21 protein-coding genes are annotated in these 22994 nt (G+C 70.3%); 9 read left to right on the plus strand and 12 right to left on the minus strand.

Annotated features, from left to right (window positions below):
• Positions 1-309: 309 nt before the first annotated feature.
• Both FXO23_RS34040 and FXO23_RS34045 read left to right on the plus strand, forming a co-directional pair.
• Positions 310-2097, plus strand: coding sequence for a putative bifunctional diguanylate cyclase/phosphodiesterase (locus FXO23_RS34040; RefSeq protein ID WP_158889914.1), 1788 nt, complete (start codon positions 310-312; stop codon positions 2095-2097).
• A 10-nt stretch (positions 2098-2107) separates the two neighbouring features.
• Positions 2108-2569 (plus strand): peroxiredoxin, encoded by a 462-nt coding sequence (locus tag FXO23_RS34045; RefSeq protein WP_158889916.1) that lies wholly within the window; start codon positions 2108-2110, stop codon positions 2567-2569.
• A 42-nt stretch (positions 2570-2611) separates the two neighbouring features.
• Here FXO23_RS34045 and FXO23_RS34050 read toward each other — a convergent pair whose 3' ends face one another.
• Complete coding sequence (locus tag FXO23_RS34050; RefSeq protein ID WP_158889918.1) at positions 2612-3148, minus strand: GNAT family N-acetyltransferase; 537 nt, start codon at positions 3146-3148, stop codon at positions 2612-2614.
• A gap of 72 nt (positions 3149-3220) precedes the next feature.
• Between FXO23_RS34050 and FXO23_RS52355 the strand changes: the two genes are divergently transcribed.
• Positions 3221-3682: a DJ-1/PfpI family protein gene (locus tag FXO23_RS52355; protein ID WP_281356666.1), complete on the plus strand. Its 462-nt coding sequence runs from the start codon at positions 3221-3223 to the stop codon at positions 3680-3682.
• The gene (locus FXO23_RS52360) at positions 3577-3810 is read left to right on the plus strand and encodes a DJ-1/PfpI family protein (RefSeq protein WP_281356669.1); all 234 of its coding nucleotides are present in this window, start codon (positions 3577-3579) and stop codon (positions 3808-3810) included. Before FXO23_RS52355 ends, FXO23_RS52360 begins: the two co-directional genes overlap by 106 nt.
• Here the strand turns inward: FXO23_RS52360 and FXO23_RS34060 are convergent.
• Both FXO23_RS34060 and FXO23_RS34065 read right to left on the minus strand, forming a co-directional pair.
• Entirely contained in the window at positions 3807-4985 is a 1179-nt protein-coding gene (locus FXO23_RS34060; protein WP_158889920.1) for an LCP family protein, read from the minus strand. The genes FXO23_RS52360 and FXO23_RS34060 overlap by 4 nt on opposite strands.
• 113 nt (positions 4986-5098) lie before the next feature.
• Entirely contained in the window at positions 5099-5785 is a 687-nt protein-coding gene (locus tag FXO23_RS34065) for an alpha/beta fold hydrolase (RefSeq protein ID WP_158889921.1), read from the minus strand.
• A gap of 86 nt (positions 5786-5871) precedes the next feature.
• Between FXO23_RS34065 and FXO23_RS34070 the strand changes: the two genes are divergently transcribed.
• Positions 5872-6600, plus strand: coding sequence for a sugar isomerase domain-containing protein (locus FXO23_RS34070; RefSeq protein WP_158889923.1), 729 nt, complete (start codon positions 5872-5874; stop codon positions 6598-6600).
• Positions 6601-6679: 79 nt separating this feature from the next.
• Here the strand turns inward: FXO23_RS34070 and FXO23_RS34075 are convergent, their stop codons facing one another.
• Complete coding sequence (locus FXO23_RS34075) at positions 6680-8545, minus strand: ABC transporter ATP-binding protein (protein ID WP_158889925.1); 1866 nt, start codon at positions 8543-8545, stop codon at positions 6680-6682.
• 185 nt (positions 8546-8730) lie between these two features.
• Here FXO23_RS34075 and FXO23_RS34080 point away from each other — a divergent pair, with 185 nt between their 5' ends.
• Complete coding sequence (locus FXO23_RS34080; protein ID WP_158889927.1) at positions 8731-10032, plus strand: glycosyltransferase 87 family protein; 1302 nt, start codon at positions 8731-8733, stop codon at positions 10030-10032.
• On the opposite strand, the gene FXO23_RS34085 is transcribed toward FXO23_RS34080, so the two are convergent.
• The 5 genes from FXO23_RS34085 to FXO23_RS34105 form a co-directional block, all read right to left on the minus strand.
• Positions 10019-10228 carry a helix-turn-helix domain-containing protein gene (locus FXO23_RS34085; protein WP_005437638.1) on the minus strand — a complete coding sequence of 70 codons (210 nt, stop codon included), beginning with the start codon at positions 10226-10228 and terminating at the stop codon, positions 10019-10021. The genes FXO23_RS34080 and FXO23_RS34085 overlap by 14 nt on opposite strands.
• Positions 10229-10407: 179 nt before the next feature.
• A complete protein-coding gene (locus FXO23_RS34090) occupies positions 10408-12036 on the minus strand; it encodes an ABC-F family ATP-binding cassette domain-containing protein (RefSeq protein WP_158889929.1) in 1629 nt (542 codons plus the stop codon).
• Positions 12037-12234: 198 nt separating this feature from the next.
• Positions 12235-12903: an acVLRF1 family peptidyl-tRNA hydrolase gene (locus FXO23_RS34095; RefSeq protein ID WP_158889931.1), complete on the minus strand. Its 669-nt coding sequence runs from the start codon at positions 12901-12903 to the stop codon at positions 12235-12237.
• 85 nt (positions 12904-12988) lie between these two features.
• Positions 12989-15895 (minus strand): S8 family serine peptidase, encoded by a 2907-nt coding sequence (locus tag FXO23_RS34100; protein ID WP_246258200.1) that lies wholly within the window; start codon positions 15893-15895, stop codon positions 12989-12991.
• A gap of 165 nt (positions 15896-16060) precedes the next feature.
• Entirely contained in the window at positions 16061-17629 is a 1569-nt protein-coding gene (locus FXO23_RS34105) for a deoxyguanosinetriphosphate triphosphohydrolase family protein (protein ID WP_158889933.1), read from the minus strand.
• A 245-nt stretch (positions 17630-17874) separates the two neighbouring features.
• Here FXO23_RS34105 and FXO23_RS34110 point away from each other — a divergent pair, with 245 nt between their 5' ends.
• Positions 17875-19584 (plus strand): GGDEF domain-containing protein, encoded by a 1710-nt coding sequence (locus FXO23_RS34110; protein ID WP_158889935.1) that lies wholly within the window; start codon positions 17875-17877, stop codon positions 19582-19584.
• On the opposite strand, the gene FXO23_RS34115 is transcribed toward FXO23_RS34110, so the two are convergent.
• On the minus strand, positions 19581-20342 hold the full coding sequence (locus FXO23_RS34115; RefSeq protein WP_158889937.1) for a GntR family transcriptional regulator: 762 nt from the start codon (positions 20340-20342) through the stop codon (positions 19581-19583). The two genes, FXO23_RS34110 and FXO23_RS34115, sit on opposite strands and share 4 nt — an antisense overlap.
• 94 nt (positions 20343-20436) lie before the next feature.
• Between FXO23_RS34115 and FXO23_RS34120 the strand changes: the two genes are divergently transcribed.
• The gene (locus FXO23_RS34120; RefSeq protein ID WP_158889939.1) at positions 20437-20634 is read left to right on the plus strand and encodes a hypothetical protein; all 198 of its coding nucleotides are present in this window, start codon (positions 20437-20439) and stop codon (positions 20632-20634) included.
• Positions 20627-21097, plus strand: coding sequence for a helix-turn-helix domain-containing protein (locus tag FXO23_RS34125; RefSeq protein ID WP_158889941.1), 471 nt, complete (start codon positions 20627-20629; stop codon positions 21095-21097). The genes FXO23_RS34120 and FXO23_RS34125 overlap by 8 nt, the downstream gene beginning before the upstream one ends.
• Here the strand turns inward: FXO23_RS34125 and FXO23_RS34130 are convergent.
• Together FXO23_RS34130 and FXO23_RS34135 are read right to left on the minus strand one after the other, a co-directional pair.
• Positions 21064-21720, minus strand: a complete 657-nt coding sequence (locus FXO23_RS34130) for a response regulator transcription factor (protein ID WP_158889943.1) — start codon at positions 21718-21720, stop codon at positions 21064-21066. The genes FXO23_RS34125 and FXO23_RS34130 overlap by 34 nt on opposite strands.
• Positions 21717-22949, minus strand: coding sequence for a sensor histidine kinase (locus FXO23_RS34135; protein ID WP_158890083.1), 1233 nt, complete (start codon positions 22947-22949; stop codon positions 21717-21719). Before FXO23_RS34135 ends, FXO23_RS34130 begins: the two co-directional genes overlap by 4 nt.
• Positions 22950-22994: the final 45 nt, after the last annotated feature.

Below are 22994 nucleotides of genomic sequence, written 5' to 3' on the forward strand. Positions count from 1 at the left end.
ATCATGGACACCCTCGCCTACGTCTTCGACCTCGCACCCCTTGGAATAGGTCGTCTAGTGCGTTCGGACGCAGATGCCATCACGAAAGGTGATGACTTGGACACCCCGCATCACTCGTTCAGCCGGTAGACACTGCGCCAATGACGTGATGGCGTGTGCTCAACTTCGGCCGATTCGCACCTAGTGTGGGTCCAGCGGGATACTCATGCCCGTTGAACTGGCCTTCGTCAGTCCGTGAAGAGGTGGAGCGTGCCTGAGCCTGGTGGCACACCAGGGTTGGTTGAGGTCGTCCGGAAATGGGCGACCACGATGTCCGACACGAAAGGAGTATCTCTTCCCCCGGACGAGCTGGAGGGCATCCTGCTCGACGTCGCCCGCGACGCGCTCGCGGCTTCGGAGGCCTCCCGGCGGGCGGCCGTACTCCGCTTCATCGCGCTCTATTCGGCCGCTCCGATCGGCATCGCCCTCGCCGATCAAAGCGGTTTCATCGTCGAGGCGAACGAAGCACTCTGCAAACTCCTCGGCCACCGGCCGGATTCGTTGCGCGGCAAGAACATCGCCGATCTCGGCGCCACCGAGCGGGACGCCACCAGTCTGCGCGTCGGGCTCGACGAACTCGAGTCGGTCGAACTCGAGCAGTACCAGCAGCGGGTGCTGCTCGAACACGCCGAAGAGGTGCCGATCTGGGCGGACATCACCCTCGCCCACCTGCCCGGGGACAGCCCCGGCGCGGCCTATCCGGTCCTGATGGTGCAGGACGCCAACGAGATCCACCTGCTGCAGGAAACCCTGCGGCACCAGAACGTGCACGACTCGCTGACCGGGCTGGCGAACGGGTCGAGCTTCAAGACCAAGCTGGAAGCGACCCTGGGCACCGGCGCCCGGCACCAGGTCGCGCTGATCTACCTCGACGTCGACGGCTTCAAGGTGATCAACGACGGGCTCGGCGCCGGGGTCGGCGATCAGGTGCTGCGCGGCGTGGCGAGCAAGCTCGCCGCGGTGTTCGGGAAGAACGACGGTTTCGTCGCCCGGTTGTCCGGGGACGGCTTCGCGGTGCTGATGCGCGGCGTGCTCACCCCGTCCGAGGTGATCACGCTGGTCGAACGGGCGCTCGACGACCTGGCCGAACCGATGTACCTCGACGGCCACGGGATCGGAGTGAGCGCGAGCGCGGGCATCGTCGTCCGCGACGTCGCCGACGGCGGGCCCGAGGACCTGATGCGGGCCGCGGAGATCGCCCTGCACCGGGCGAAGGAAGCCGGTAAGGCGCAGTGGATGCTGTTCGACCCGGAACTCGACGCCCAAGACCGGGCGCGGTACCGGCTCGGCGCGGTGATCGCCGGCGCGCTGGAGAACGGCGAGTTCTCGCTGGTGTACCAGCCGACGGTCAAACTCGCCCGGACCGGCGAGCTGGCGGCGGTCAACGCGGGACTGCGCTGGAACCACCCCGAACTCGGCGAACTGGATTCCGACGAGTTCTACCCGCTGGCCGAGACGACCGGGATGACCATCCCGCTGGGCAAGTGGCTGCTCGCCGAATCCCTGGCCGCGACGGCCCGCTGGCGCGCCCAGTTCGGCGACAAGGCGCCCGATGTCTGCATCCGGCTGCCCAAGCGGTTGGCCATCGACCCCGATCTCGTGCTGCTGGTGAAGGAACAGCTCGACCGCCTGAACCTGCCCGGCCGGGCGCTGCGGCTGTGCACCGACGGCTCGTCGATCGTCGATCCGCGCGGCGAGGTGCTCGACTCGCTGTCCGTGCTGTCCGATCTCGGCGCGCAGCTCGTGCTCACCGTGGCCGGCACCGCAGATCTCGAACTGATCCCGACCCACCGGCTGCCGGTCCGGCACGTGATCCTGAGCGGGCCGGTGGTGGACGCGTTCGCCGGAGAACCGGACGAGGCCGCCGCCCGGCACCTGACCCATCTCATCGCCCGGGCCAACGAGTTGAAACTGCGGGTGGGCGCCGAAGGCGTGCGCAGCGCCGACCAGGCCGCCCGGCTGCGGGAGCACGGCGTGCTCGCGGCACGCGGTGAGTTCGTCGGGACTTCGGCCTCGGGTGACGAAGTAGACGAGATGATCGAACGCCACACGAACTAGGGTGGTCGACATGGACGCTGGCGAACTCGCCCCGGACTTCACCCTCGCCGACGAGAACGGGCAGCAGCGCGGCCTGGCTGAGTTCCTCTCCACCGGACCGGTCGTGCTGTTCTTCTACCCGGCGGCGATGACCAAGGGCTGCACCGCGGAGAGCTGCCATTTCCGGGACCTGGCCAAGGAGTTCGCCGAAGTCGGCGCGCAGCGGATCGGCATCAGCCCGGATTCGGTGGCCAAGCAGGAACAGTTCTCCAGCGCGCACGGTTTCGACTTCCCGCTGCTGTCCGATCCGGACGGTGCGGTCGCCACCCGGTTCGGGGTGCGCCGCAAGTTCGGTCCGTTGCTGACCCGGCGGCAGACCTTCGTCATCGACACCGACCGCCGGGTGCTCGAAGTGATCAAGAGCGAACTGCGGATGGGCGTGCACGCGGACCGGGCACTCGAAGTGCTCCGCGCCCGCAAGGCGAGGTCGTGAGTGTTCGGACCGGTTAGAACCGGCCTGTCCACTCACGACCACCTAGCGCTCGAGCCGCCACACCACGTCGATTCCGCTCTCCCCCGGGGTGAGCGTGCCCTGGCGCGGCCCCCGGTGCACCTCGGTGAACCCGAGCCGCGCCGGAATCGCGCCGCTGCGGACGTTCGCGGCGTCGTGCACGATCTCCACCCGGTCGGCGCCGATCCGGAACGCCTCGTCGACGAGTAGCGCGGTCGCCCGCGTCGCGAGGCCCCGGCCGGTGTACCGCTTGCCGATCCAGTAACCGATCTCCAGGCCGCCGGGACCGATGCGGGCCATCATCCCGCAGCCGCCGACGATCGTGCCGCGCGCGGTGACGATCGCGTAGTCGTACGACTCGCCGTTGCGCCAGTTGTCCTGGCAGCGCTCGACGAATTCGACGGCATCCCGCTCGGTGTAGCCGTGGACGGCCCAGGCGGTCCACGGGGCGAGGTGATCGATCGACTCGCTGACCGCGCGGTAGGCGGCGTCCGCGTCGTCGAGCCGCCATCGGCGCAGCACGAGGTCACCGTCGGCCAACTCTTCCGCGGGGGTGTCCATATCCCGATACTCCCCGATCCGGACCTGCCCGCGCAGCGAATTTCCGATTGCTCACACGGTTAGGGTCGGTTCGTGCGCATAGACATCGTGGCGTTTCCGGGAAACGACGACCTCGACGTGTTCGGCCCGCTGCGGGTGCTGCGCGGCGCCGCCGATCGGGGCGCGGATTTCGAGGTGCGCCTGGTGACGCGGGAAGAGCCGGCTCCCCTGGTTTCCTCGACCGGGCTGCGTTTCGAACCGGACGCGCGGTACCGCCCCGGCGCCGATGTGCTGGTGGTTCCCGGCGGCGGCTGGGGTTCCCGTGCGGCAGCCGGGGCCTGGGGCGAGGTGCGGCGCGGCGACTGGCTGCCGCTGCTCGAGCGGGCGCGGGCGGCCACGCCGATCCTCGCCGGGTGTGCACCGGCACCATGCTGCTCGCGCACGCCGGTCTGGTCACCGGCCGGCGGGCGAACACGCATCATTCCGCCGTCGCCGAACTCGCCGAACTGGGCGCCGAGGTGGTGCCCGAACGGGTCGTCGACGACGGCGACCTGATCACCAGCGGCGGGGTGACCTCGGGCATCGACCTGGCGCTCTGGCTCGTCGAACGCTTCGCGGGCGCCGAACTCGCCGCCGCGGTCACCGAGAACCTGGAGTACCCGAGGTTCACCCCGGCCCGCTAGTTCAGGATGGCGCTGTCCGGGATGGGCGTGTCGCCGCGCAGGGCGTCGAAGAGCTGCTTCGACTTGGTCTTGTCCCACTTCTCGGCGGACGCGGAGGTCACCGGGACGGTCGTGGTGACCACGCCGCCGGAGGAGATCCCGCGCATCGCCCAGGCCAGCCCGACCAGGTTGTGCACGTGGTCGCCGGAGTCCATGGTCAACGCGTCCGGCGCGGCCCCGAGCAGCGGGAACAGGTCGAACGGGTTGAGGAAGGTGGCCGGGCTGGACATCTCGCTGACCAGCGCGCCGATGAACTTGCGCTGGTTGGCCGCCCGGTCGAGGTCCGAGCGCGGCGTGGCCTCGCTGTGCCGCATCCGGACGAACCCGAGCGCCTGCGCGCCGTCCAGGTCCTGGCAGCCCGCCGGGATGGTGATATCAGTCACCGTGTCGTGCATTTCCTTGTCGATGCACATGTTCACGCCGCCGATGGCGTCCACGATGTTGGCGAACCCGCCGAAACCGATCTCCGCGTAGTGGTCCATCCGCAGCCCGGTGGCCTGTTCGACGGTCTCCACCAGCAACGACGGCCCGCCGATCGAGAACGCCGCGTTGATCTTGGTGGTGCCGTGGCCGGGCACCTTCACCTCGGAGTCCCGCGGCAGGCTCAGCAGGGTCGCCGGGGTGTCGTTGTCCGGGATGTGCGCGACCATGATCGTGTCGGTGCGCTGGCCGCCACCGGCCGCCGCGCTGTCCCCGGTGCGCAGGCGTTCCTCGTCGCCGGTGCTCAGCCCGTCCCGGCTGTCCGAGCCGACGATCAGCCAGTTGGTGCCCGAAGCCGCGGCGGGCCGGTTCGAGTAGTCGTGCAACGCGTCGACCCGGTTGATGGAGAACTCCAGGTACACCCACACGCCGGCGAGAAACACCACGAACACCAGGACCAGGGTGAGCAGGATCCGGCCGACACCCCAGCGCCGCTTCCGCGGCGGCCGGGGCCGTATCGGCGGCTGCCCCTGCGGGGGGCGCTGCCGCGGCGGGCCCGACCGGTTCGGGGCCTGGGGCGGCATGTGGTCGCCGTACTGCCGCTCCCGCTCGGGCAGCGGCATCATCGCGGTGTGCTGGGGCTGCCGCGGACGCCTCGGTGGCTGGTTCGGCCCCGAGCGCGGCGGGTAGCCGCCGTAGTCTCCGCCGTAACTCATCCTCTGACTCACCTTTCCCGTCCGCGGCCGACTGCGGTTGTCTACTAAACCGCACCGGCTGCAAAGGAGACGTCCGACACCCCTTGTGGGTTGGGTGACCAGCGGGTGAACCCTCAGAGCGGGATCCGCAGCCGCTGCTGGAGAGGCCTGGTCCACAGCCCGGCGACGGGATGCGCGGGGCCGAGCACGTCCAGGGTGAAGGCGCGCGACAACCGGGTCCAGGCACCCCACCGGAACAGCATCGCGTGGCTCTCACGAGCCAGTTCGACCCGGGCCAGCCGGGCCGCCCCGGCCTCGGCCCGGCGCGCGAAGGCGTACGACTCGGCCGGGCTGGTCGTCCGGTCGAGCACGCCGTGCACGATGAGCACCGACCGGCCGCGCACCGGCTCCACCGGCTCGCCTTCGGGGGTCCACGGCGCGAGCGCGCACACCCCGGCCACCGCCGGATCGTCGGCCACCCGCAGCGCGACCCGGCCGCCCATGGAATGCCCGATCAGCGCGATGGGTACGTCCGGGTGGTCGGCCCGGATGCGCTCCAGCGCCCAGCGGGCGTCGGCCACCGGGTCCTCGGCCGGTCCGTTCCAGCCTTGCAGCCGGTTGCGCAGCAGCCGGACCTCGATCCCCCGTCGGGCACCAGCGCGGTGGATCGCCCGGGCCAGCGGCACCATGCGCAGGTAGGCGAGCCACCACGGCGGGACGGCCTCCTGGCTGTGCTCGGAGCCGCCGTGCAGCACGAGCGCGACCGCGCGGACGGGTGCCGGCGAGCGCAGTACGGACAACTCCGGCGTCCGGTCCGTCACCTGTCTGCCTCCTTCGCGCACGTGAGCTACTGCATTAACGTCTCGGTCGGCGAGATCATCTCAAGGTTCGGCGAAGACGGGAGATTGTGGTGAGCACCACCGAGATCGGCGGCCTGGTTTCCGACGCGCTGGCCCAGGCGGAGGCCCGCAACGCGAAGGAGGTGGACGAGGCGGCTTCGCTGGTGCTGAACTGCATCCGCAAGGACGCGCTGGTGTTCACCGCGGGCGCCGGGCATTCGCTGGCCGCCGTCGCGGAGACCTTCTACCGGGCGGGCGGGCTCGCCTGCGTCTACCCGGTCTACCACCCCGAGTTGCTGCCGCTGCACGGCGCGCGGGCCAGCACCGCGACCGAGCGCCGCACCGGCCTGGCCGCCGAGGTGCTCGCCGAACGCTCCCCCGGGCCGGACGACGTGCTGGTGGTGTTCTCCACCTCGGGCGTGAACCCGTACCCGGTGGAACTCGCCGCCGGCGCGCGCGCCGCGGGTGCGCCGGTGGTCGCGGTCAGCTCGCGGGCTTCGGTCGCCGCCGCGCCGCGCCGGGCGGGCAGCACGCTGATCGAGGAGGCGAGCGTCGTCCTGGACACCGGGGTGCGGCCCGGTGACTCGAGCTTCCCGCCGGAGAATCCGCGCACCGCGGCACTGTCCACTGTGCTCAACGCGTTCCTGTGGAACCTGGTGCTGGCCACGGTGGTGCGGCGCGCGGACTCCGAAGGGCTGGCGGTTCCGCTCTGGCGAAGCTCCAATGTGGATGGTGGCGACGAGGCGAACGCCGCACTGTTCACCCACTACGAACCCCGCGTCCCGGCCCTGCGCTGACGCGGGGTCGAACCGCCATGAGGGGACCCCTCCAGACGAAATCTGTCCGGAGGGGTCCCCTCATGGAAGTTCTGGCGACCTACGCGGCGGCGGGTTCTTCGGCGAACTGGGTGTGGTACAGCTCGGCGTAGCGGCCGTCGGCGGCGAGGAGTTCCTCGTGCGTGCCGCGTTCGACGATCTCCCCCGCCTCGACCACCAGGATCTGGTCCGCCGCGCGGACCGTGGACAGCCGGTGGGCGATGACCAGGGCCGTGCGCCCGGTCAGCGCGTGCGAGAGCGCCTCGCCGACGGCGACCTCGGATTCGGAATCCAGGTGCGCGGTGGCCTCGTCGAGCACGATCACCCGCGGCTGCGCCAGCAGCAACCGCGCGATGGTGAGCCGCTGCCGTTCCCCGCCGGAGAGCCGGTAGCCGCGCTCGCCCACCACGGTGTCCAGCCCGTCCGGCAGGCCGCGGATGAGTTCGCCCAGCCGCGCCCGTTCCAGGGCGTGCCAGATCTCCGTCTCGGTCGCCTCCGGTCGGGCGTAGGTCAGGTTCGCGCGGATGGTGTCGTGGAAGAGGTGGCCGTCCTGGGTGACCACGCCCACGGTTTCCCGCAGCGAGGCGAAACTCAGGTCACGGACATCCACATCGGACAGGCGGATCGCGCCACTGTCCACATCGTACAGACGCGGCAACAGGGAGGCGATCGTCGACTTGCCCGCGCCCGAGGAGCCGACGAGCGCGATCATCTGCCCCGGCTCGGCGCGGAAGCTGATGCCGTGCAGGACCTCTTCCCCACCCCGGTTATCCAAAGTGGACACTTCTTCCAGCGAGGCCAGCGAGTACCGGTCCGCCGCCGGGTAGCCGAACCGAACGTCGGAGAACTCCACCGAAACCCCACCGGCGGGAACCGCCTTCGCGTCCGGTTTCTCGGTGATCATCGGGTCCAGGTCGAGCACCTCGAAGACGCGCTCGAACGAGACCAGCGCGGTCATCACGTCCACCCGGACGTTCGCCAGCGCGGTGAGCGGGGTGTACAGGCGGGTGAGCAGCAACGCCAGCGCCACCACGGTTCCCGCGGCGAGATCGCCGCGCAGCGCGAGCCAGCCGCCGAGCCCGTAGACCAGGGCCTGCGCGAGCGCGGAAACCAGGGTCAGGCTGGTCATGAACCATCGGGTGAGCATCGCGGTGCGCACCCCGATGTCCCGCACCCGCCCCGCGCGCAGGCCGAACTCGCCGGCTTCCGCACGCGGCCGCCCGAACAGTTTCACCAGGGTGGCGCCCGGCGCCGAGAACCGTTCCGTCATCTGCGTGGTCATGCCCGCGTTGAGTTGCGCGGATTCCCGCTGCAGATCGGCCATCCGGCGGCCCATCCGGCGTGCGGGCAGCACGAAGATCGGCAGCAGCATCAGGGCGAGCGCGGTCACCTGCCAGGACAGCGTCACCATCACCGCCAGCGAGAGCACCAGCTGGATCACGTTGGTGACCAGACCGGACAGCGTGGCGGTGAAAGTGCGCTGCGCGCCGATCACGTCGTTGTTCAGCCGGCTGACCAGCGCGCCGGTGCGGGTCCTGGTGAAGAACGCGATCGGCATGCGCTGGACGTGCTCGAACACCGCACGCCGCAGGTCGTAGATCAGCCCCTCGCCGATGCGCGCGGACTGCCAGCGCTCCACGAGCCCCAGGCCCGCGTCGACGATCGCCAGCCCGGCGATCAGGACCGCGAGCCCCACCACCACGGAAACGCTGCCGCCGCCCACGATCGCGTCGACCACCCGGCCCGCCAGCAGCGGCGTGGTGACCGCGAGCACCGCGGAGATCACCGTCAGAACCAGGAACACCGCGAGCCTTCGCCAATGCGGCCGGGCGAACTTGGCCACCCGCCGGACGGTCCCCTTGGTGAGCCCCTTCGGCGCGTTGGCCGATTCCATCACCGACCGCATCAACATCCAGGTGTTGTCCACGTCGCCCTCCACCCTCCCAGATAGCTACAGATTACTCGAAGTTTTTGCCAGGTATGACCTGGACAACGCCTTGCCGAACGAGATCCTTCCCGATCGGCCGAAAATTCTCCACCGTCGTGAAGCCCGATCCGGCAGCGTGGGTAACCTGCGTTTCACAGGGGTCGATCGGCGGCGGGGAGCGGGAAATGGCGGTGGCGGCAACGCGATGGGTTCCGCGCGCACTGCGGCGGGCGTGGACGGACAACCCGCTCCCCCTGGACCTCGCGTTCTACTTGGCCTGCGCGGGCTACGCCCTGATCGTCGCCCTCACCAACGAGTTCTACGGCTTCCGGATCTGGGGCAACTTCGCGGTCGCGGGCTACGGCCTGGCCGCGGCGCATTCCGGCTGGCTCCTGCTCCGGGCGCGCGCGGGACGCGCGGCGACCGGCTGGTGGCAGTCCCGCTGGGCCGGCGTCGCCGCGGCGTTCGTGATCGGCATGGTGGTGCCGCTGGGCGTCCTGGTGGTCCGCCGGTTGACCGGCGTGGACTGGCTGATCACCCCGTGGTCGTGGAGCGCCCAGCCCGAGGTGTGGGTGATCGAACGCTCCGGCGACCTGCTGCTCGAGCGCGGCACGCCCTATGTGGACGTGACTGCCCTGGGCAGGCCGCCGGAGGTGAACGACTACACGCCGTACGGGCCGGTGATGTCGCTGTTCGGCCTGCCGCGGGCGCTCTTCGGCGGCACCCCGGTCAACGACGCGCTCACCGACGCACGGCTGATGTTCGCCCTGGTCGCCTGCGCCTGCGTGCTGATCGCGCTCAAGCTGCTCGGCCGGCCGAAGGTTCCGGTCCGCGCGGCACAACTCGCCGTGGTGTTCCCGATGACCGCGTACAACTGGGCGACCCAGGGGCCCGACCTCGCCATCGTCGGGCTGATCATCGTGGGAATCGTGCTCGCCGCACGCGATCGCCCGGTGGCCGCGGCGATCCTGCTCGCGTTGGTGAGTAGCGCGAAACTCACCGCGGCCATCGCCACCCCGGTACCCGCGATGCTGGTGCTGGCCCGGCTGGGCAAACGCGGCCTCGCGCGGTTCGTCACGGCCTGGCTCGCCATGTGCGCGCTGCTCAACGTGCCCGTGTTGCTCGTGGACCCGAAGTCGTTCCTCGAGCACCTGCTCTGGTTCCCCGCCGGGATGGGTGTCGTGACCTCCCCGGCCGCGAGCCCGCTTCCCGGTCACCTCATCGCGAGCACCGGAACGGTCGGCAAGGTGGCGTCGTTCGCCCTACTGGGCGCGGCCGCGATCGCGATCCTGGTGTGGCTGGTGCGGCGACCGCCCACGACAGCCTCCGACGCCATGCTGCGCACGGCCATCGGACTCGGCGCGTTCACGCTTCTCACCCCGGCGACCCGGTACGGCTACCTGGTCTACCCGCTGGTGCTGCTCGGCGCGATGCTCGGCTGCCGCAGCGCGGAAGCCGAAAGAGACGAGTTCGTTACTTCTTCTTGACCCTGGTGGCGCCGCCACGCCCCCGCAACTGAACCCCCGATTCCGAAAGCACCCGGTGCACGAAACCGTAGGAGCGTCCGGTTGACTCGGCCAGCGCCCGAATACTGGCCCCCTTCTCGTATTTCTTCTTCAGGTCAGCGGCCAGCTTGTCGCGCGTGTTTCCGGTGATTCGCGCGCCCTTCTTCAGGTCAGCCACGTCGTTCCGCCTTCCACCCGAGAGTGTTCTGGGCCACATTCGGCCCCTACCGCCGCAATGATCGAACACCGCGGCCAGGAATGCCAGACGACGGGCGTAAATCCTGCCAAAAACGGGGCTACATTGGGCCATTCCAGTGCTTGCTCAACATCAACTAAGCACCCGGATGGAGGTACGGATCACGCAAGTTGGACAAGTTCCAGATAATCTGAAGACCAATGATCCTCGGTGCCGTCCGGCAGCAGGATCACTCGCTCGGGCTCGAGCGCTTCCACCGCACCCGGGTCGTGCGTGACGAGCACGACCGCGCCGGTGTAGCTCCGCAACGCGTCGAGCACCTGCGCGCGGCTCGCCGGATCGAGGTTGTTGGTCGGCTCGTCGAGCAGCAAAACGTTGGCAGCACTGGAGACCAGGCCCGCCAGCGCGAGCCGGGTCTTCTCGCCACCGGACAGCGTTCCGGCCGGTTGCTCGAGTTGTTCCCCGGTGAACAGGAAGGAACCCAGCAGGTTCCGCAGTTCCTGCGCACCGGTGTCGGGCGCGAGATGCCGGATGTTCTCCCATACGGTCGCGTCGTGGTCGAGCGTTTCGTGCTCCTGCGCGTAGTAGCCCAACCGCAGGCCGTGCCCCGCCACCGTCTGGCCGGTATCAGCCGTCTCCATGCCCCCAAGTAGGCGAAGCAGCGTGGTTTTTCCCGCGCCATTCAAGCCCAGTACGACGACTTTCGAACCACGATCGATCGCGAGATCGACACCCGTGAAGATTTCCAGTGAACCGTACGACTTCGACAATCCTTCGGCGGTGAGCGGAGTCTTACCGCACGGGGCCGGAGCCGGGAACTTGATCTTGGCGACCTTGTCCGCCTGCCGGGTCTCGTCGAGATTCGCCAGCATCTGCTCGGCCCGGCGCGCCATGTTCTTGGCGGCCACCGCCTTCGTGGCCTTGGCGCCGAGTTTCGCGGCCTGCTGTTGCAACGCGGAAGCTTTCTTCTCCGCGTTGGCCCGTTCCCGGCGGCGGCGCTTCTCGTCCGTCGCGCGCGCGTCGAGGTAGCGCTGCCAGGTCATGTTGTAGTGGTCGAGTTCGCCGCGCGTGGCGTCCAGGAACCAGACCTTGTTGACCACCTCGGCGAGCAGTTCGACATCGTGGCTGATCACCACCAGCCCGCCCTCGTGCGCCTTGAGGAAACCGCGCAGCCAGTTGATCGAATCCGCGTCCAGGTGGTTGGTCGGCTCGTCGAGCAGCAGGATCGTGTCGGAACGGCCGCCCGCACCGGCTTCGGAAGCGGCGAACAGGATGCGCGCCAGCTCGACCCGGCGGCGCTGACCACCGGAGAGCGTGCGCAGCGACTGGGTCAGCACCCGGTCGGCCAGGCCGAGGTTCGCGCAGATCCGGGCCGCCTCGCTCTCGGCGGCATACCCGCCCAGCGCGGCGAACCGCTCCTCGAGGCGACCGTAGCGGCGGACCGCCTTGTCCCGCGCGTTGTCGTCGACGAGTTCGGACATGGCGGACTGGGCCTTCTCCATGTCACGCAGCAGGGTGTCCAGGCCGCGCGCGGACAGCACGCGGTCCTTCGCGGTGACCGAAAGATCACCTTCGCGCGGATCCTGCGGCAGGTAACCGAGTTCGCTGCCGTGGCGGACGTCCCCGGCATAGGGCTCACCCTCGCCGGCGAGCACCTTCAGCGTGGTGGTCTTGCCGGCGCCGTTGCGCCCGACCAGGCCGATCCGGTCGCCCGGCTGGATGCGGAGGGTGGTGTCGGCGAGGAGAATGCGCGAACCAGCGCGCAGTTCGAGGCCGGTGGCCGTAATCAAGGAAACTCCCGGGAAAACGCGGGGCGGACAGGGCAGGCTTCGGCGACCGGTGCGCACCGGCCCTGCGATCAGGGCGTGCGACCGGGCGAGCGCTACTCCAACAGGATGTCCACGAGACTCAGTGTACGGATCCCGGTCCACCGAATTTTCCGACCGTGTCGAGCCTCACCGCGTCCACACTGGTCCAGACCTGTGTGGTCAGGCGTCGCGGACCACGATCTCCACCGCCCGGGCGCGCTCCGCGGCCTCGTCGAGCACCGCCCGCCGGGGTTCGGCGATGTCCAGGATCCGGCCCCGGGCCAGCGCGAAGAGCGGGGCCAGCCGCCGATCTTCGCGGAGCTCGTCGAGTGCCCGCGCGTCGCCGCCGAGCACCACCGCGTCCAGCTCGGCCAGCCGCGGGCCGAGCACCTCCAGCGCGTCCTCGGCGGCCGCGCGCAACGCCTGCCGCGCCTGGCCTTCGCGCCGCCGGGCGAACCGCTGCTGCGACCAGCCGCCCGCGGCGGAGCGCCCGTGCACCAGGTGCCGGTCGGTGCGGGAAACGAGCACCTTCCCGTCCTCGGCGGTGCCCACGCTGTGCCCGCCGAGGCGCACCAGCAGCAGGCCGATCCGGCGGGATCGGTTCGCGTGCTCGACGAACGGTCCGATCACCGGACCTTCGTGCGTGCCCGCGGCGTCCAGGGGCGGGAACGGCACCGCCGCGGTCGCGGTCGTGCCGTTGCCGCCGGTGACCACCATCTCCTCGGCGCCGAGCCGGGTGGCGCGCACCCCGTCGTTCCGGTCGGCGAACCGGTCGAACCACCCGGCGAGCCGCTCGGGCGCCACCTCGACGGCACGCCCGCCCCCCGCCACCTGACGAACCTTGCTCACCCCACGCACCGTACGGGAAGTGTCATGAGGGGACCCCTCCGGACGGATTTCGTCCGGAGGGGTCCCCTCATGACAGTTGGCGGGACTACACGGGACGCGCGGGGCCGTTGCGGACGTCCGGGCGGGTGGTGGCCGGACGTTCGGCGGGGGCCGCGCTGGACGCGAAACCGTTGACGTGCAAGGAAACCGCGTGCACCGAACCGGTGTCCGTGAGGGCCGTGTCGACCGCGGTGAACGTCCACGTGCCGTCCGCCGGGATCGCCGTGAGCGCCGCCAGCGGCTGCGCCGGCCGCCAGGTGCCGGTGAATGGCGCGTTCGAGGCGAGCGCCCCGCTGAACGGCTGCGCGGCGCCGTCGTCGAACACCACCTGGCACAGGTTGTTGCCCGACGAGCCGTTGCGCTGGAACAGCACCGCCTTCGCCCCGGTCGGCGAGGTCAGCGTGCCGACCAGGTCACCGACGTAACTGTGGTCGATCCCGACCGTCGTGGCGCCCTGCTCGGTGGTGCACGCGGTGCCGTCGACCGAGAAGACCACCTTCGACGCGCGCCCGACGCCGGTCACCGGGATCGACACGCTGGCGCCGATCGGGCTGTTGTCCGGAATCGCCACCGGCGCGCCGGTGTAGGCGAAGGTATGGACCTCCGGCGACGGGCGGCCGACCGGGAACGAGAACTGCGCGATCCGCGGCGACAGCGCGCCCGCGAAGGTCACCCGCGCGTTCAGCACGACCGGGACGCCGAGTTCGTGGTTCGCCGGAACGGTGAAGGTGAACTCGTTGATACCGGTCTGGCGCGGGCTGATCGTGCCGTAGGACTTCGATCGCGGCGAAACGGTCACCCCCGGGGTCGTGCTGGTCAGCACGACGCTCGTGGACACCGCCGGGCCATCGCCCAGGTTCGTCACCGGCAGGGTCACCTTGGCCGTGTCACCGGGATCGAGGTAGGCGCCGCCGTCCGCGGGAGCGACGGCCGGCCGTTGCGCGACCGCGAGCGGTTGCGGGCTCGCCCCGGTGTAGTCGAGCACCCGGTCGGCGAGGAGCACACCGGCGCCGGTCACCGCGTCGACGCCCGGGGCGCCGATGTCGACCGCGGTGTTCAGCAACGCCTGGCGGACGTCGGCCGGGGGCAGCCCGGGATTGCCGGACAGCACCAGCGCGGCGATCGCCGCGGCATGCGGCGCGGCCGCGGACGTGCCGAAGAACGGGTCGAATCCGGCGACGCTCGTGCGGACGCCGTCGGCCGCGGTCAGGTCCGGCTTCTGGCGCACCTCACCGCCGGAGGACGACACGTTGCCCGGAGTGATCGCCGTGCCGTCGGCCTGGTAGAAGACGCGGCGCGGACCGTCGGAGCTGAACCGCTCGTTCTTGCTGGCCGAGCCGTACGCGCCCGGGTACGGACCGGCCGGGTTGGCCGGGTCGCCGGGTTCGAGCGGGCGGCCGAACGCCTTGGCCGCCGGGGCGGCCGCGACGCTGAACGCCTGCCGCGCGGCCGAATGGCCGACCGTCACGCCCGGTGTGGTGTATGCCTTGAGCCCGTCCGCCGAATCGGAGAACCGCCCGCGCAGCGCGGAAAGCGACAGGTACCGGGTCTCGCCGGAGAACTTGACGATCGCGAGCCGCAGCCCGGTGCCGCCGAGTGCCGGCGTGTTCAGCCGCTCGTAGGGATCCTGCGTGCCGGTCTGGTTGTTCTGGCTGAAGCTCAGCACGTTTCCGGCGGCGTCCAACAGGTACAGGTCGTAGTCGTTGGCGGACCGGCCGATCGGATCGGACCAGAACAGCGTCACCGGCTTGCCCGCCGAGGAGGCGTTGGAGATCGGCTGGTAGACCTGCGTGCCCGCCGCACCGGCGAAGTTGTGCGCGGTACCGGCGTACTTGCCGATCGGGCGGCCGGAATCGACGAAATCGCCCTCCCAGTGCCCCGAGGTCCCGTCGGCCACGTTGCCCTCGTTCCCCGCCGAGGAGAAGTAGAGCGCGCCGTCCGCGGTCACGTCGTTCACCGCCTGGGCGATGATCCAGTCCTGGAACGGCGATTCCTTGAAGTACAGGACGTCGTCCACGATCACGTCGCAGTGCGCCTGGAAGCGCAGCGCGCGGATGTTGTCGGCGAATCCGGCGTCGGAGTTGAACGCCGTGGCGAAACCGAGTTCGGCCCCGGGCGCCACGTCGTGCAGGATCTCCAGCATCGCGGTGCCCTCGTCGCCGTTGCCCTCCTGGCCGGGCAGCACGTCGACCGCGGCTGGGAGTTCGCCGCGCGCCTTCGACGCGGCGAGCGAATCCACGCCGTCGGACAGCGCGCACACCTTGACGCCGACGCCGGTGACGCCGAACTGCTGGCGCGCGGTGTCGGCGTTGTGCGCACGGTCGCCCTCGCCGGTGATCGGCGCGGCCTGGATTTCGGTCGCCCTGCGCAGTTCCGCGGCTATCCGGGCGGCTTTGTCCTCTTTGGACTCAATGCGCGCGGCGACCGCGCGGCCGGAATCCGGGGTGGCGAGTTCGCGGGCGGTGATCGCCTCGTCGGCGGTCTCCACCGCGCGCACGTCGGGGCGGTCGGCGATCGCCTGGACGGCGTCGATCGGCACCTCGGCCCGGATGCTCCCGTAGCGCTCGGACACGACCCGGATTCCGGCGCCGGCCGCGCGCAGACCACCCAGCAGGTCCGGCGAGACCTGAGGCGCGCGGATGTCGACCAGCACGGTCCCGGCCGGTGAGACGTTCGCCCCGGACTGGACCCGGGGCACCGCGGCGGCGGCCATGCGCTGGCCGCGCAGCCGCTGTTCGAGGAGCAGCCGACTGTCCAGTTTGGATTCCCCGGCGGACTGCGACCGCTTGAGCTCCTGCAGTGCGCCGATCTGCCGCTCGGCGTTGCCGGACAACGCGTCCGACGGGGACGCGGGTTCGGCCGCCGCGACGGAGGGAGTGGCCAGGCCGAGCGCGGCGATCAGGCAAGCCGCCCCGGCCAGGATTCTTCTTCCAGGTGAATGCGTTCGACGCACGTGCGCCTCCGATTGCTCGGCGCGTGCCCCGACTCACGCTGACCAATACCGGTGATCACCGGTGGGATCCACCTAAGCACAAAGGGTTTACGGCGCACCGCAGCCGTTCGAGTGACGCTTGCGGGAAATCCTTTTGTTACGCGCTGGCAGGGATTCCTTCCGCGCCTAGAGCACGAAGGAATCCGACCACGGTTGCGTCGAACGGCCGGACAGTGCCTCCAAAAGGCCTACCGCCTGTTGATCGGTCAATGAGGACACGAAGTCCACCACCGCCCGCCCGCGGGCCAGCCCGTGCACGGCGTCGGCTCCGGTCACCGGTTCACCGGTGGCCCCGATCAGCAACTCCGGCGCCCGAGCGGCCAGGCTCGTGTACTCCGCGTCGGCGAGTTCCACCAGATCGTGCAGGCGCCGCGGCAGCCGGGAAACCTCGTCGCGGTCGCCCAGCCAGGCGTCGAGCGCGTCGACGAGATTGGTCAGCACGCTGGCCTGCCCGCGCTGGTGCAGGGCGAGGTCGGGGCGGAGCAGGACGAACCGGCGGTGCACGAACTTGAGCACCTGGACTTCGTGCCACTGCGCCGGCGCCAGGGCCACGTGCCCGCTGCGGACCGGCGGGTCCGCCAGGAGCAGCACGCCACCCACGAGCCGGGCGCTCCAGCGCGCGGAGAACGCCGCGATCGCCTGTTCGGCCTCGATCGACCCGTCGAACGCGTTGGCCAGCAGGCCGTCGACCAGTTCGGCCCGCACCCGGGCGACCGCCTGGGCGAACGCGTCGTCGTCGACGATCCAGGAGTCCTTCGCGTGCATCCGGCGGCGCAGGCGTTCCAGCGACCGGCCCGGTTGCCGGGATTCGGCGGACAGTCGAGCATCGTCCATTTCGGACAGTTCGATCGCGTGCGCCGCCCACTCGCCGAGTTCGGCCGCGACCGAGGCGTGCTGCAGCACGCCGATTCGGTGGAAGTCCTGGAGATCGTGGATCGCGTAGGCGAGGTCGTCCGCGGTGTCCATCACCGACGCTTCCACGGTCTGCTGCCACGGTTCGATCCGTCCGAATGGCGCCCGGGCCTGATCGAAGTCGTCGATTTCCGTGCAGTAGGTGGAAAACTTGCTCGACCCGGTGCCCGGGGCGTCGGCCGGTTCGGCGGCCCCGCGGGGCAGGATCGGCATCCGGGACGGGTGCGGGGCGGGGTAGTGCAGCCGCGCCCACGGGTACTTCAGCACCGACGCCCGGACCGCGGCGGTCAGGTCGAGCCCGATCGCGGACGGCCCGCGCACGTCGGTGGTGGTCAGGATGCGGAAGGTCTGCGCGTTGCCCTCGAAACCGTCGGCGAGGCCGAACCGGTGCCGGGCGATCCGGTCGAGCACGCGTTCCCCGAGATGCCCGAACGGCGGGTGGCCGAGATCGTGCGCGAGCGAGGCCGCCTCGACGACCTCCGGATCGCAGCCGCCGAGCTTCTCCGCCAGTTCGGCGGTGTCCGCGCTGCCGGTGATCCGCTCGGTGATCGCCCGGGCCACCTGGGCGACCTTCAGGCTGTGTGTGAGCCGGTTGTGCAGCAGCCCCGAACCGGTCGCGCTCACCACCTGGGTCACCCCGCCGAGCCGGGCGAAGAACGGCGAGCCGCCGATGCGGTCGCGGTCCACCCGGAACGGGCCGGCCGCCAGATCGGGGAACTCGCCCGCCGCGCCGGTGGGTTCCGCTGCGCCTTGGCGTCGTCGCGTCCGGGGATCGGTTGCCATGCGATCACCGTAATCCCCCGGGCGGCGCGGCTACGGGCCGAGGCCGACCCGCCGTGCGGCTCCGGCCAGAAAGTCACCGCATTGGACCAAACAGCGGGAATGTTCCACATCACGGGACTACTCCGCGTTCCACTTTCCGGGAAACATGGTTCGAATTACGCCGATCCGGCTAAACCCGGTGTCTTCCCGTTGAACATCAGTCGACATTCATTTCATCTGACCGGCGCAGCACCGACTATCTATGCGTGCGCGCTTCCCTCGATGCAGTTCGCTTCGCGTTCCAGCCGTTGTACAGCCTGCACACCGGCGGCGTGGTCGCGCTCGAAGCGCTGGCCCGCCCCAGTAAGGGCTCCGCCCACGAGTTGCTCGACCTCGCTCGCAGAGAGCGCAGACTGGTCGAGGTGGATGTCGCCCTGGCGGCGAACGCCGTTCGCTGCGAGGCCGAGCATCAGACGCTGCTCCCCTTGCACCTCAACCTCACCGCTTACTCGGCCGCGGCACCGGACGCCGCGCTCGACCCGCTGCTGGACTCGCTGGCCCGGATCGGCCGCCGCCCGCGCGAGGTGGTGCTGGAGATCGGCCCGCCGTTCGCCCAGATCTGGCCCGAGCAGCTGCTCGCCGGGATGCACCGGCTGAACCGGCTCGGCTTCCGGCTCGCCCTGGACGGGCTCGGCCGCGGCGATCTCCCGCTGACGCTGCTCTCCTCGGCACCGGTCGACATGGTAAAGCTGGACCGCAGCGTGCTGCACCGGCTGCCCGGCGACCTGTCGGCGGCGGCCGTGGTCGAATCGCTGCTGCACTTCACCGCGCGGACCCACACCCGGCTGGTGGCGACCGGACTCGAGTCCGAAGCGCAACTCCTGGCGGCGCGCAAGCTCGGGGTGCGCATCGCGCAGGGGAACCTGTTCACCCCGGCGGGTGAGGGACTCGACTGGACCGGGGTGATCACCGCGGCCACCCCGGACGCGGACGATCGGGTGACCCCGGGTCCGCTCGCCGCCCCCCGGGTCCGCGACTTCCTGCGGCCGGCCAGCACGCTGCCGCACACCGCGACCTGCGAGGACGTGCGGGCCGAACTCGCCGACGCGGACGGGCCGTCCGGCATCGTCGGGGTCGACGAGGACAATCGTCCACAGTGGTCGATCGACCGGACCCGGTTCCTCAGCTCGATGGCCGGGCCGTACGGGCACGCCCTGCACGCCAAGCGGCCCGCCGATCGGCTGGCCGACCCGCCGCACGTCATCAACGCCAACGCGGGTGCGCTGGAGCTGCTCGAGCTGGTCACCGACGCAGACTGGGCCCGCACCGGCGACGACGTCGTGGTGGTCGACGACGACGGCTGCTGCCTCGGCGTGGTCCTGGTGACCGAGGTCGTCCGCGGCGTCGCCGAGGCGAAGATCGAGGAGGCCGCCGCGCTGAGCCCGCTCACCCGGCTGCCCGGCAGCGACACCATGGCCCGCGACGTCGACCGGCGGGCGGCGTGCCGCGAACCGTTCGTGGTCGCCTGGCTGGACGTCGACTCGTTCAAATCGGTCAACGACACGGTCGGGTTCGCCGCCGGGGACGATCTGATCCGCGCGCTCGGCCGCACCCTGACCGACCTGGCCGGTCGCCTGAAGCGGATGACCGTGAGCCACGTCGGCGGGGACGACTTCCTGATCGCGTGCGACGTCGACGAGATCGCCACGGTGGCCGGTGCGCTGTTGGACACCCCGTGGTCGGCGGAGGGCAGGCCGGTGACCGTGTCGCTGGCGACCCTGGTGTGCGCCAGCACGTCGATCGGTTCCTACCGGGAGGCTTCGAAACTGCTCGCCCCGCTCAAGGCCCGCGCCAAGCAGGTGTCCGGATCGAGCTGGGTGCTGGGCCGCCCGGGCTCGGAACGCGTCGAAGTCCTGCGCGGCAACGGGCGCAACCCGCTGTTCGAACCACACGGCCCGATCACCGCGACGGCCTAGTCGGCTTCCCATTCGTAGGAGAGTTCGTACCGGTCGGCGGGCAGGACCATGTCGTTCATCTCCAACGGTTTGCCGTCCTGTCCGTAGGCCACGCGGGTCACCGTGATGACCGGAACGCCCGGGGTGACCTGCAATGCGGAAGCCTCTTGCGGAGTCGGCATGCGGGCGCCGACGTGTTCGGCGAACCTGCCGATCAGGTGCCCGGCCTCTTCGAGCCTGGCGTAGGCGCCGCCCTTACCGGTGTCGACTTCTTCGATCGCGGTGCCGCGCGTGAGGGCGCGGGGTAGGCGCGACACCGCGAGTTGCACTACGAGCCCGTTGGCCCGCATCACCCGATCCCTCACGGTGACCTCGTCGCCGGGCTCGATGTCGAGATACCCGGCGGTGCGATTGTCCGCGGCCTCGAAGTTGACCTTGACCGAAGAGGACGGCGTGAAGCCAAGTGCGGCAGCATCGGCGAGGAAGGCGCCTTCGTTGCGTTCCCGGGCTTCCCGCGACAGCCGGTTGCGGGAGATCCGTTGGATACTCGCCGGAGGCCGAACGAAAACACCTCGGCCGTGCTCGGCCACCACGATGCCTTCGGTGCGCAGTACGTTCACCGCGTCGCGGATCGTCGGCCGCGATACCCCGTAGGTCTCCACGAGGTCGCGTTCACTGGGCAATTGGCTGCCAGGTGCGTACTGACCAGCGGTGATCTTCTCCCGCAGGTCGGCGGCAACCTGGCGAAACGCGGGTACTCCGCTCGTTCGATCCACCATCTCGCACATTCTCCACAGGCTTACTCGTCTTGACCAGTTGACGGTCCCATGTCATCGTAAACTGGTAAAGACGAGTTGACCAGCGGGAGCTGTCATGAGGGCGGGCGATCTGGACGGGCTACCGCGGCAGAACGCGGCCGGTTTCAAACATCGCGTGGTCGCCACGACGCGCACGCGCGACGGCGCCGTGGTGCGGACCCGATGCGGGAAGTCGTTCGCGATCACCCACGCGGACGCCGTCGGAGGCGAGCAGCCGCCGTGCCCGGAATGCGAGGGAACACACCATGGATGAGAACGGCGCCTACCGCCCGGTCCTCGGTGGTCTCCGGCACCGGACGCTGTGGCGTACCCGGCCGCCGGACGGCATGTTCGTACGCCTGCTGTGCGGCGGCACCTACCAGGTCAGCTCGAAAAGGAAGTCGGTCATGATCTACGAGTGTCATGCCTGCGAGGCGGTGTACGAGGAAATTCGGGACCACGAGGCGGAGTTCCGGCGCATCGCGATCGCATTGGGCGGTGGGCTGCGGCGGGCCCGGTTGAGTCGCGGTTGGACACTGGGCATGGTGTGCGCCGCGCTGGGCGACACCCTTTCCGTTCCGCAACTGTCCCGATTCGAACGGGCCGAACGAGATTTCACGGTGCGGCGGCTTGTCGATCTGTGCACGGTTCTCGGCATACCACCCGGCGACCTGCTCTCGACCGCGTGGCGACGACGGCGTGACTACGTCGACGGGGTGATGAAGCCGGATTCGTAGGCCTTGATCACGGCCTGCGTGCGGTCGCGGGCGCCGAGTTTGGCGAGGATGTTGCCGACGTGCGTCTTGACCGTCTGCACGCCGAGGAAGAGTTTCTCCGCGATTTCCACATTGGACAGACCGGTGGCCACCAGCCGCAATACCTCGGCCTCCCGCTCGGTCAGCGGCACCGCGCCGAGCCGCTTGGGCGCACCGGCCTTGGCCTGGCGGGCCGCGGCGAGGCGCCGGATGGCCGCGGGGAAGAGCAGCGAATCGCCGGACACCACGGTGCGGATCGCGGCGATGATCTCCTCGGGCCGGGCGCGTTTCAGCAGGAATCCGCTCGCGCCCACCCGCAGCGCGTCGTAGACGTAGTCGTCGTTCTCGAACGTGGTCACCACGACCACCTTCGGTGGCGAATCCACTGTGGACACCAAGTGCTCGGTGGCCCGGATCCCGTCCACCGACGGCATGCGCACGTCCATCAGCACCACGTCCGGGTGCACGCGGGCGACCAGGCCCGGCACTTCGGCGCCGTCCGCGGCCTCGCCGACCACCGACAGATCCGGTTCGGAGTCGACGATCGCGCGCAGCCCCGCCCGGATCAGCTCCTCGTCGTCGACCAGCAGCACCCCGATATTCACGTCCCGCTCCCCCACGGCAACCGCACCTCTACTTCCCACTCGTCCTCGTTCCGCCCGGCGCGGAACTCCCCGCGCAGGACCTCGACCCGTTCCGCCATCCCGCGCAGACCGCGGCCGCCGTTCCGCCTCGAACGCGCCGGTGCGGCGCCGGTCGGATTGCGCACCGAGAGCCGCAGTTCCTCGTCCGCGACCGCCAGCCGGAGCGTGACCGGGACCTTACCGGCGTGGCGCAGCACATTGGTCAGCGATTCCTGCAGGATCCGGTACGCCTCCCGGGAGACGACCGGTGGCAGGGCGGCCAGTTCGCCGCGCACGTCGGCCTCCACCGCGACCCCGGCCAAACGAGTCGCGGACAACAACGCCGGCAGTTCGGCGAGGCTCGCCTGCGGGGCCTTGCCCGCCGCGTCCTCGCGCAGCAGCCCGAGCACGTGGTCGAGGTCGTCCAGCGCGGCGCGCGCGGCGTCCTCGATCGCGCCGAGCGCGCGTTCCGCGAACTCGGGATCCTTGCGCAGGATGCGGCGGGCGGCACCCGCCTGGATGGTCACCACGCTCAGCGCGTGCCCGACCGAGTCGTGCAGTTCGCGGGCCAGCCGGTTGCGTTCGGCGAGCTGTTCGGTGCGCCGCTCCAGCTGCGCGATCCGTTCTCCGGCGGAGACCCCGAGCAGGGCGCCCGCGGCCAGGGCGAGCAGTTTGCCTGCCAGCGAAACCAAGTAGAAGAGGCCGACCGTGGCGGCCAGCAGCACCGCGGGGATCCACGCGCTCGCCCATCCCCGGGGAACCAGGGCCGGGCCGCCGTCCCCGTAGTTGATCCGGCCGGTGAACGGGGCGCCCGCGCACAGCACGATGAACACGGGCAGGACGAGCGTCGCGAAGCTGATGAATCCGCCCACGACGACATGCAGCATGAACATCGCACAGGAGCGCCAGCGGACCGGCCAGTCAGTGGTCGGCCCGAAGGTCGCCCCCGGCGCGGGGTCGTCCAGCAGCTCCCGCACCGCGGCGCCCTCGAGCACGCGGACCGCGGGAATGAACGAGGTCACCGCCATCACCAGCAGGGCGACCACCGCGCCGGCCCACAGGACCTGACCGGTGGATGGGCTGGAGAGCGTGAACGGGAGCACCACGGCGGCGAACAGCAGGTAGGGCACCAGCATCGCCCCGCCCAGGATCAGGTAGGCCCACCGGCGATAGGTGGACCGGCTCACCACCGGGCCGAGCACCCGCCGCATCACCACCCGCTGATCGTCGCAGACGGTGACCGGCGGCGCCTCCCT

The organism is Amycolatopsis anabasis (genome assembly GCF_009765355.1).
GTDB lineage: Bacteria > Actinomycetota > Actinomycetes > Mycobacteriales > Pseudonocardiaceae > Amycolatopsis > Amycolatopsis anabasis.

Excerpts from the sequence above, each read along its gene's own strand:
- FXO23_RS34050 (WP_158889918.1), bottom strand. The coding sequence starts at position 3,148 with ATGGACACCCCCGCGGAAGAGTTGGCCGACGGTGACCTCGTGCTGCGC.
- FXO23_RS34105 (WP_158889933.1), bottom strand. The coding sequence starts at position 17,629 with ATGGCAACCGATCCCCGGACGCGACGACGCCAAGGCGCAGCGGAACCC.
- FXO23_RS34135 (WP_158890083.1), bottom strand. The coding sequence starts at position 22,949 with ATGCGGCGGGTGCTCGGCCCGGTGGTGAGCCGGTCCACCTATCGCCGG.
- FXO23_RS34125 (WP_158889941.1), top strand. The coding sequence starts at position 20,627 with ATGGATGAGAACGGCGCCTACCGCCCGGTCCTCGGTGGTCTCCGGCAC.
- FXO23_RS34115 (WP_158889937.1), bottom strand. The coding sequence starts at position 20,342 with ATGGTGGATCGAACGAGCGGAGTACCCGCGTTTCGCCAGGTTGCCGCC.
- FXO23_RS34080 (WP_158889927.1), top strand. The coding sequence starts at position 8,731 with ATGGCGGTGGCGGCAACGCGATGGGTTCCGCGCGCACTGCGGCGGGCG.
- FXO23_RS34060 (WP_158889920.1), bottom strand. The coding sequence starts at position 4,985 with ATGAGTTACGGCGGAGACTACGGCGGCTACCCGCCGCGCTCGGGGCCG.
- FXO23_RS34040 (WP_158889914.1), top strand. The coding sequence starts at position 310 with ATGTCCGACACGAAAGGAGTATCTCTTCCCCCGGACGAGCTGGAGGGC.
- FXO23_RS34120 (WP_158889939.1), top strand. The coding sequence starts at position 20,437 with ATGAGGGCGGGCGATCTGGACGGGCTACCGCGGCAGAACGCGGCCGGT.
- FXO23_RS34045 (WP_158889916.1), top strand. The coding sequence starts at position 2,108 with ATGGACGCTGGCGAACTCGCCCCGGACTTCACCCTCGCCGACGAGAAC.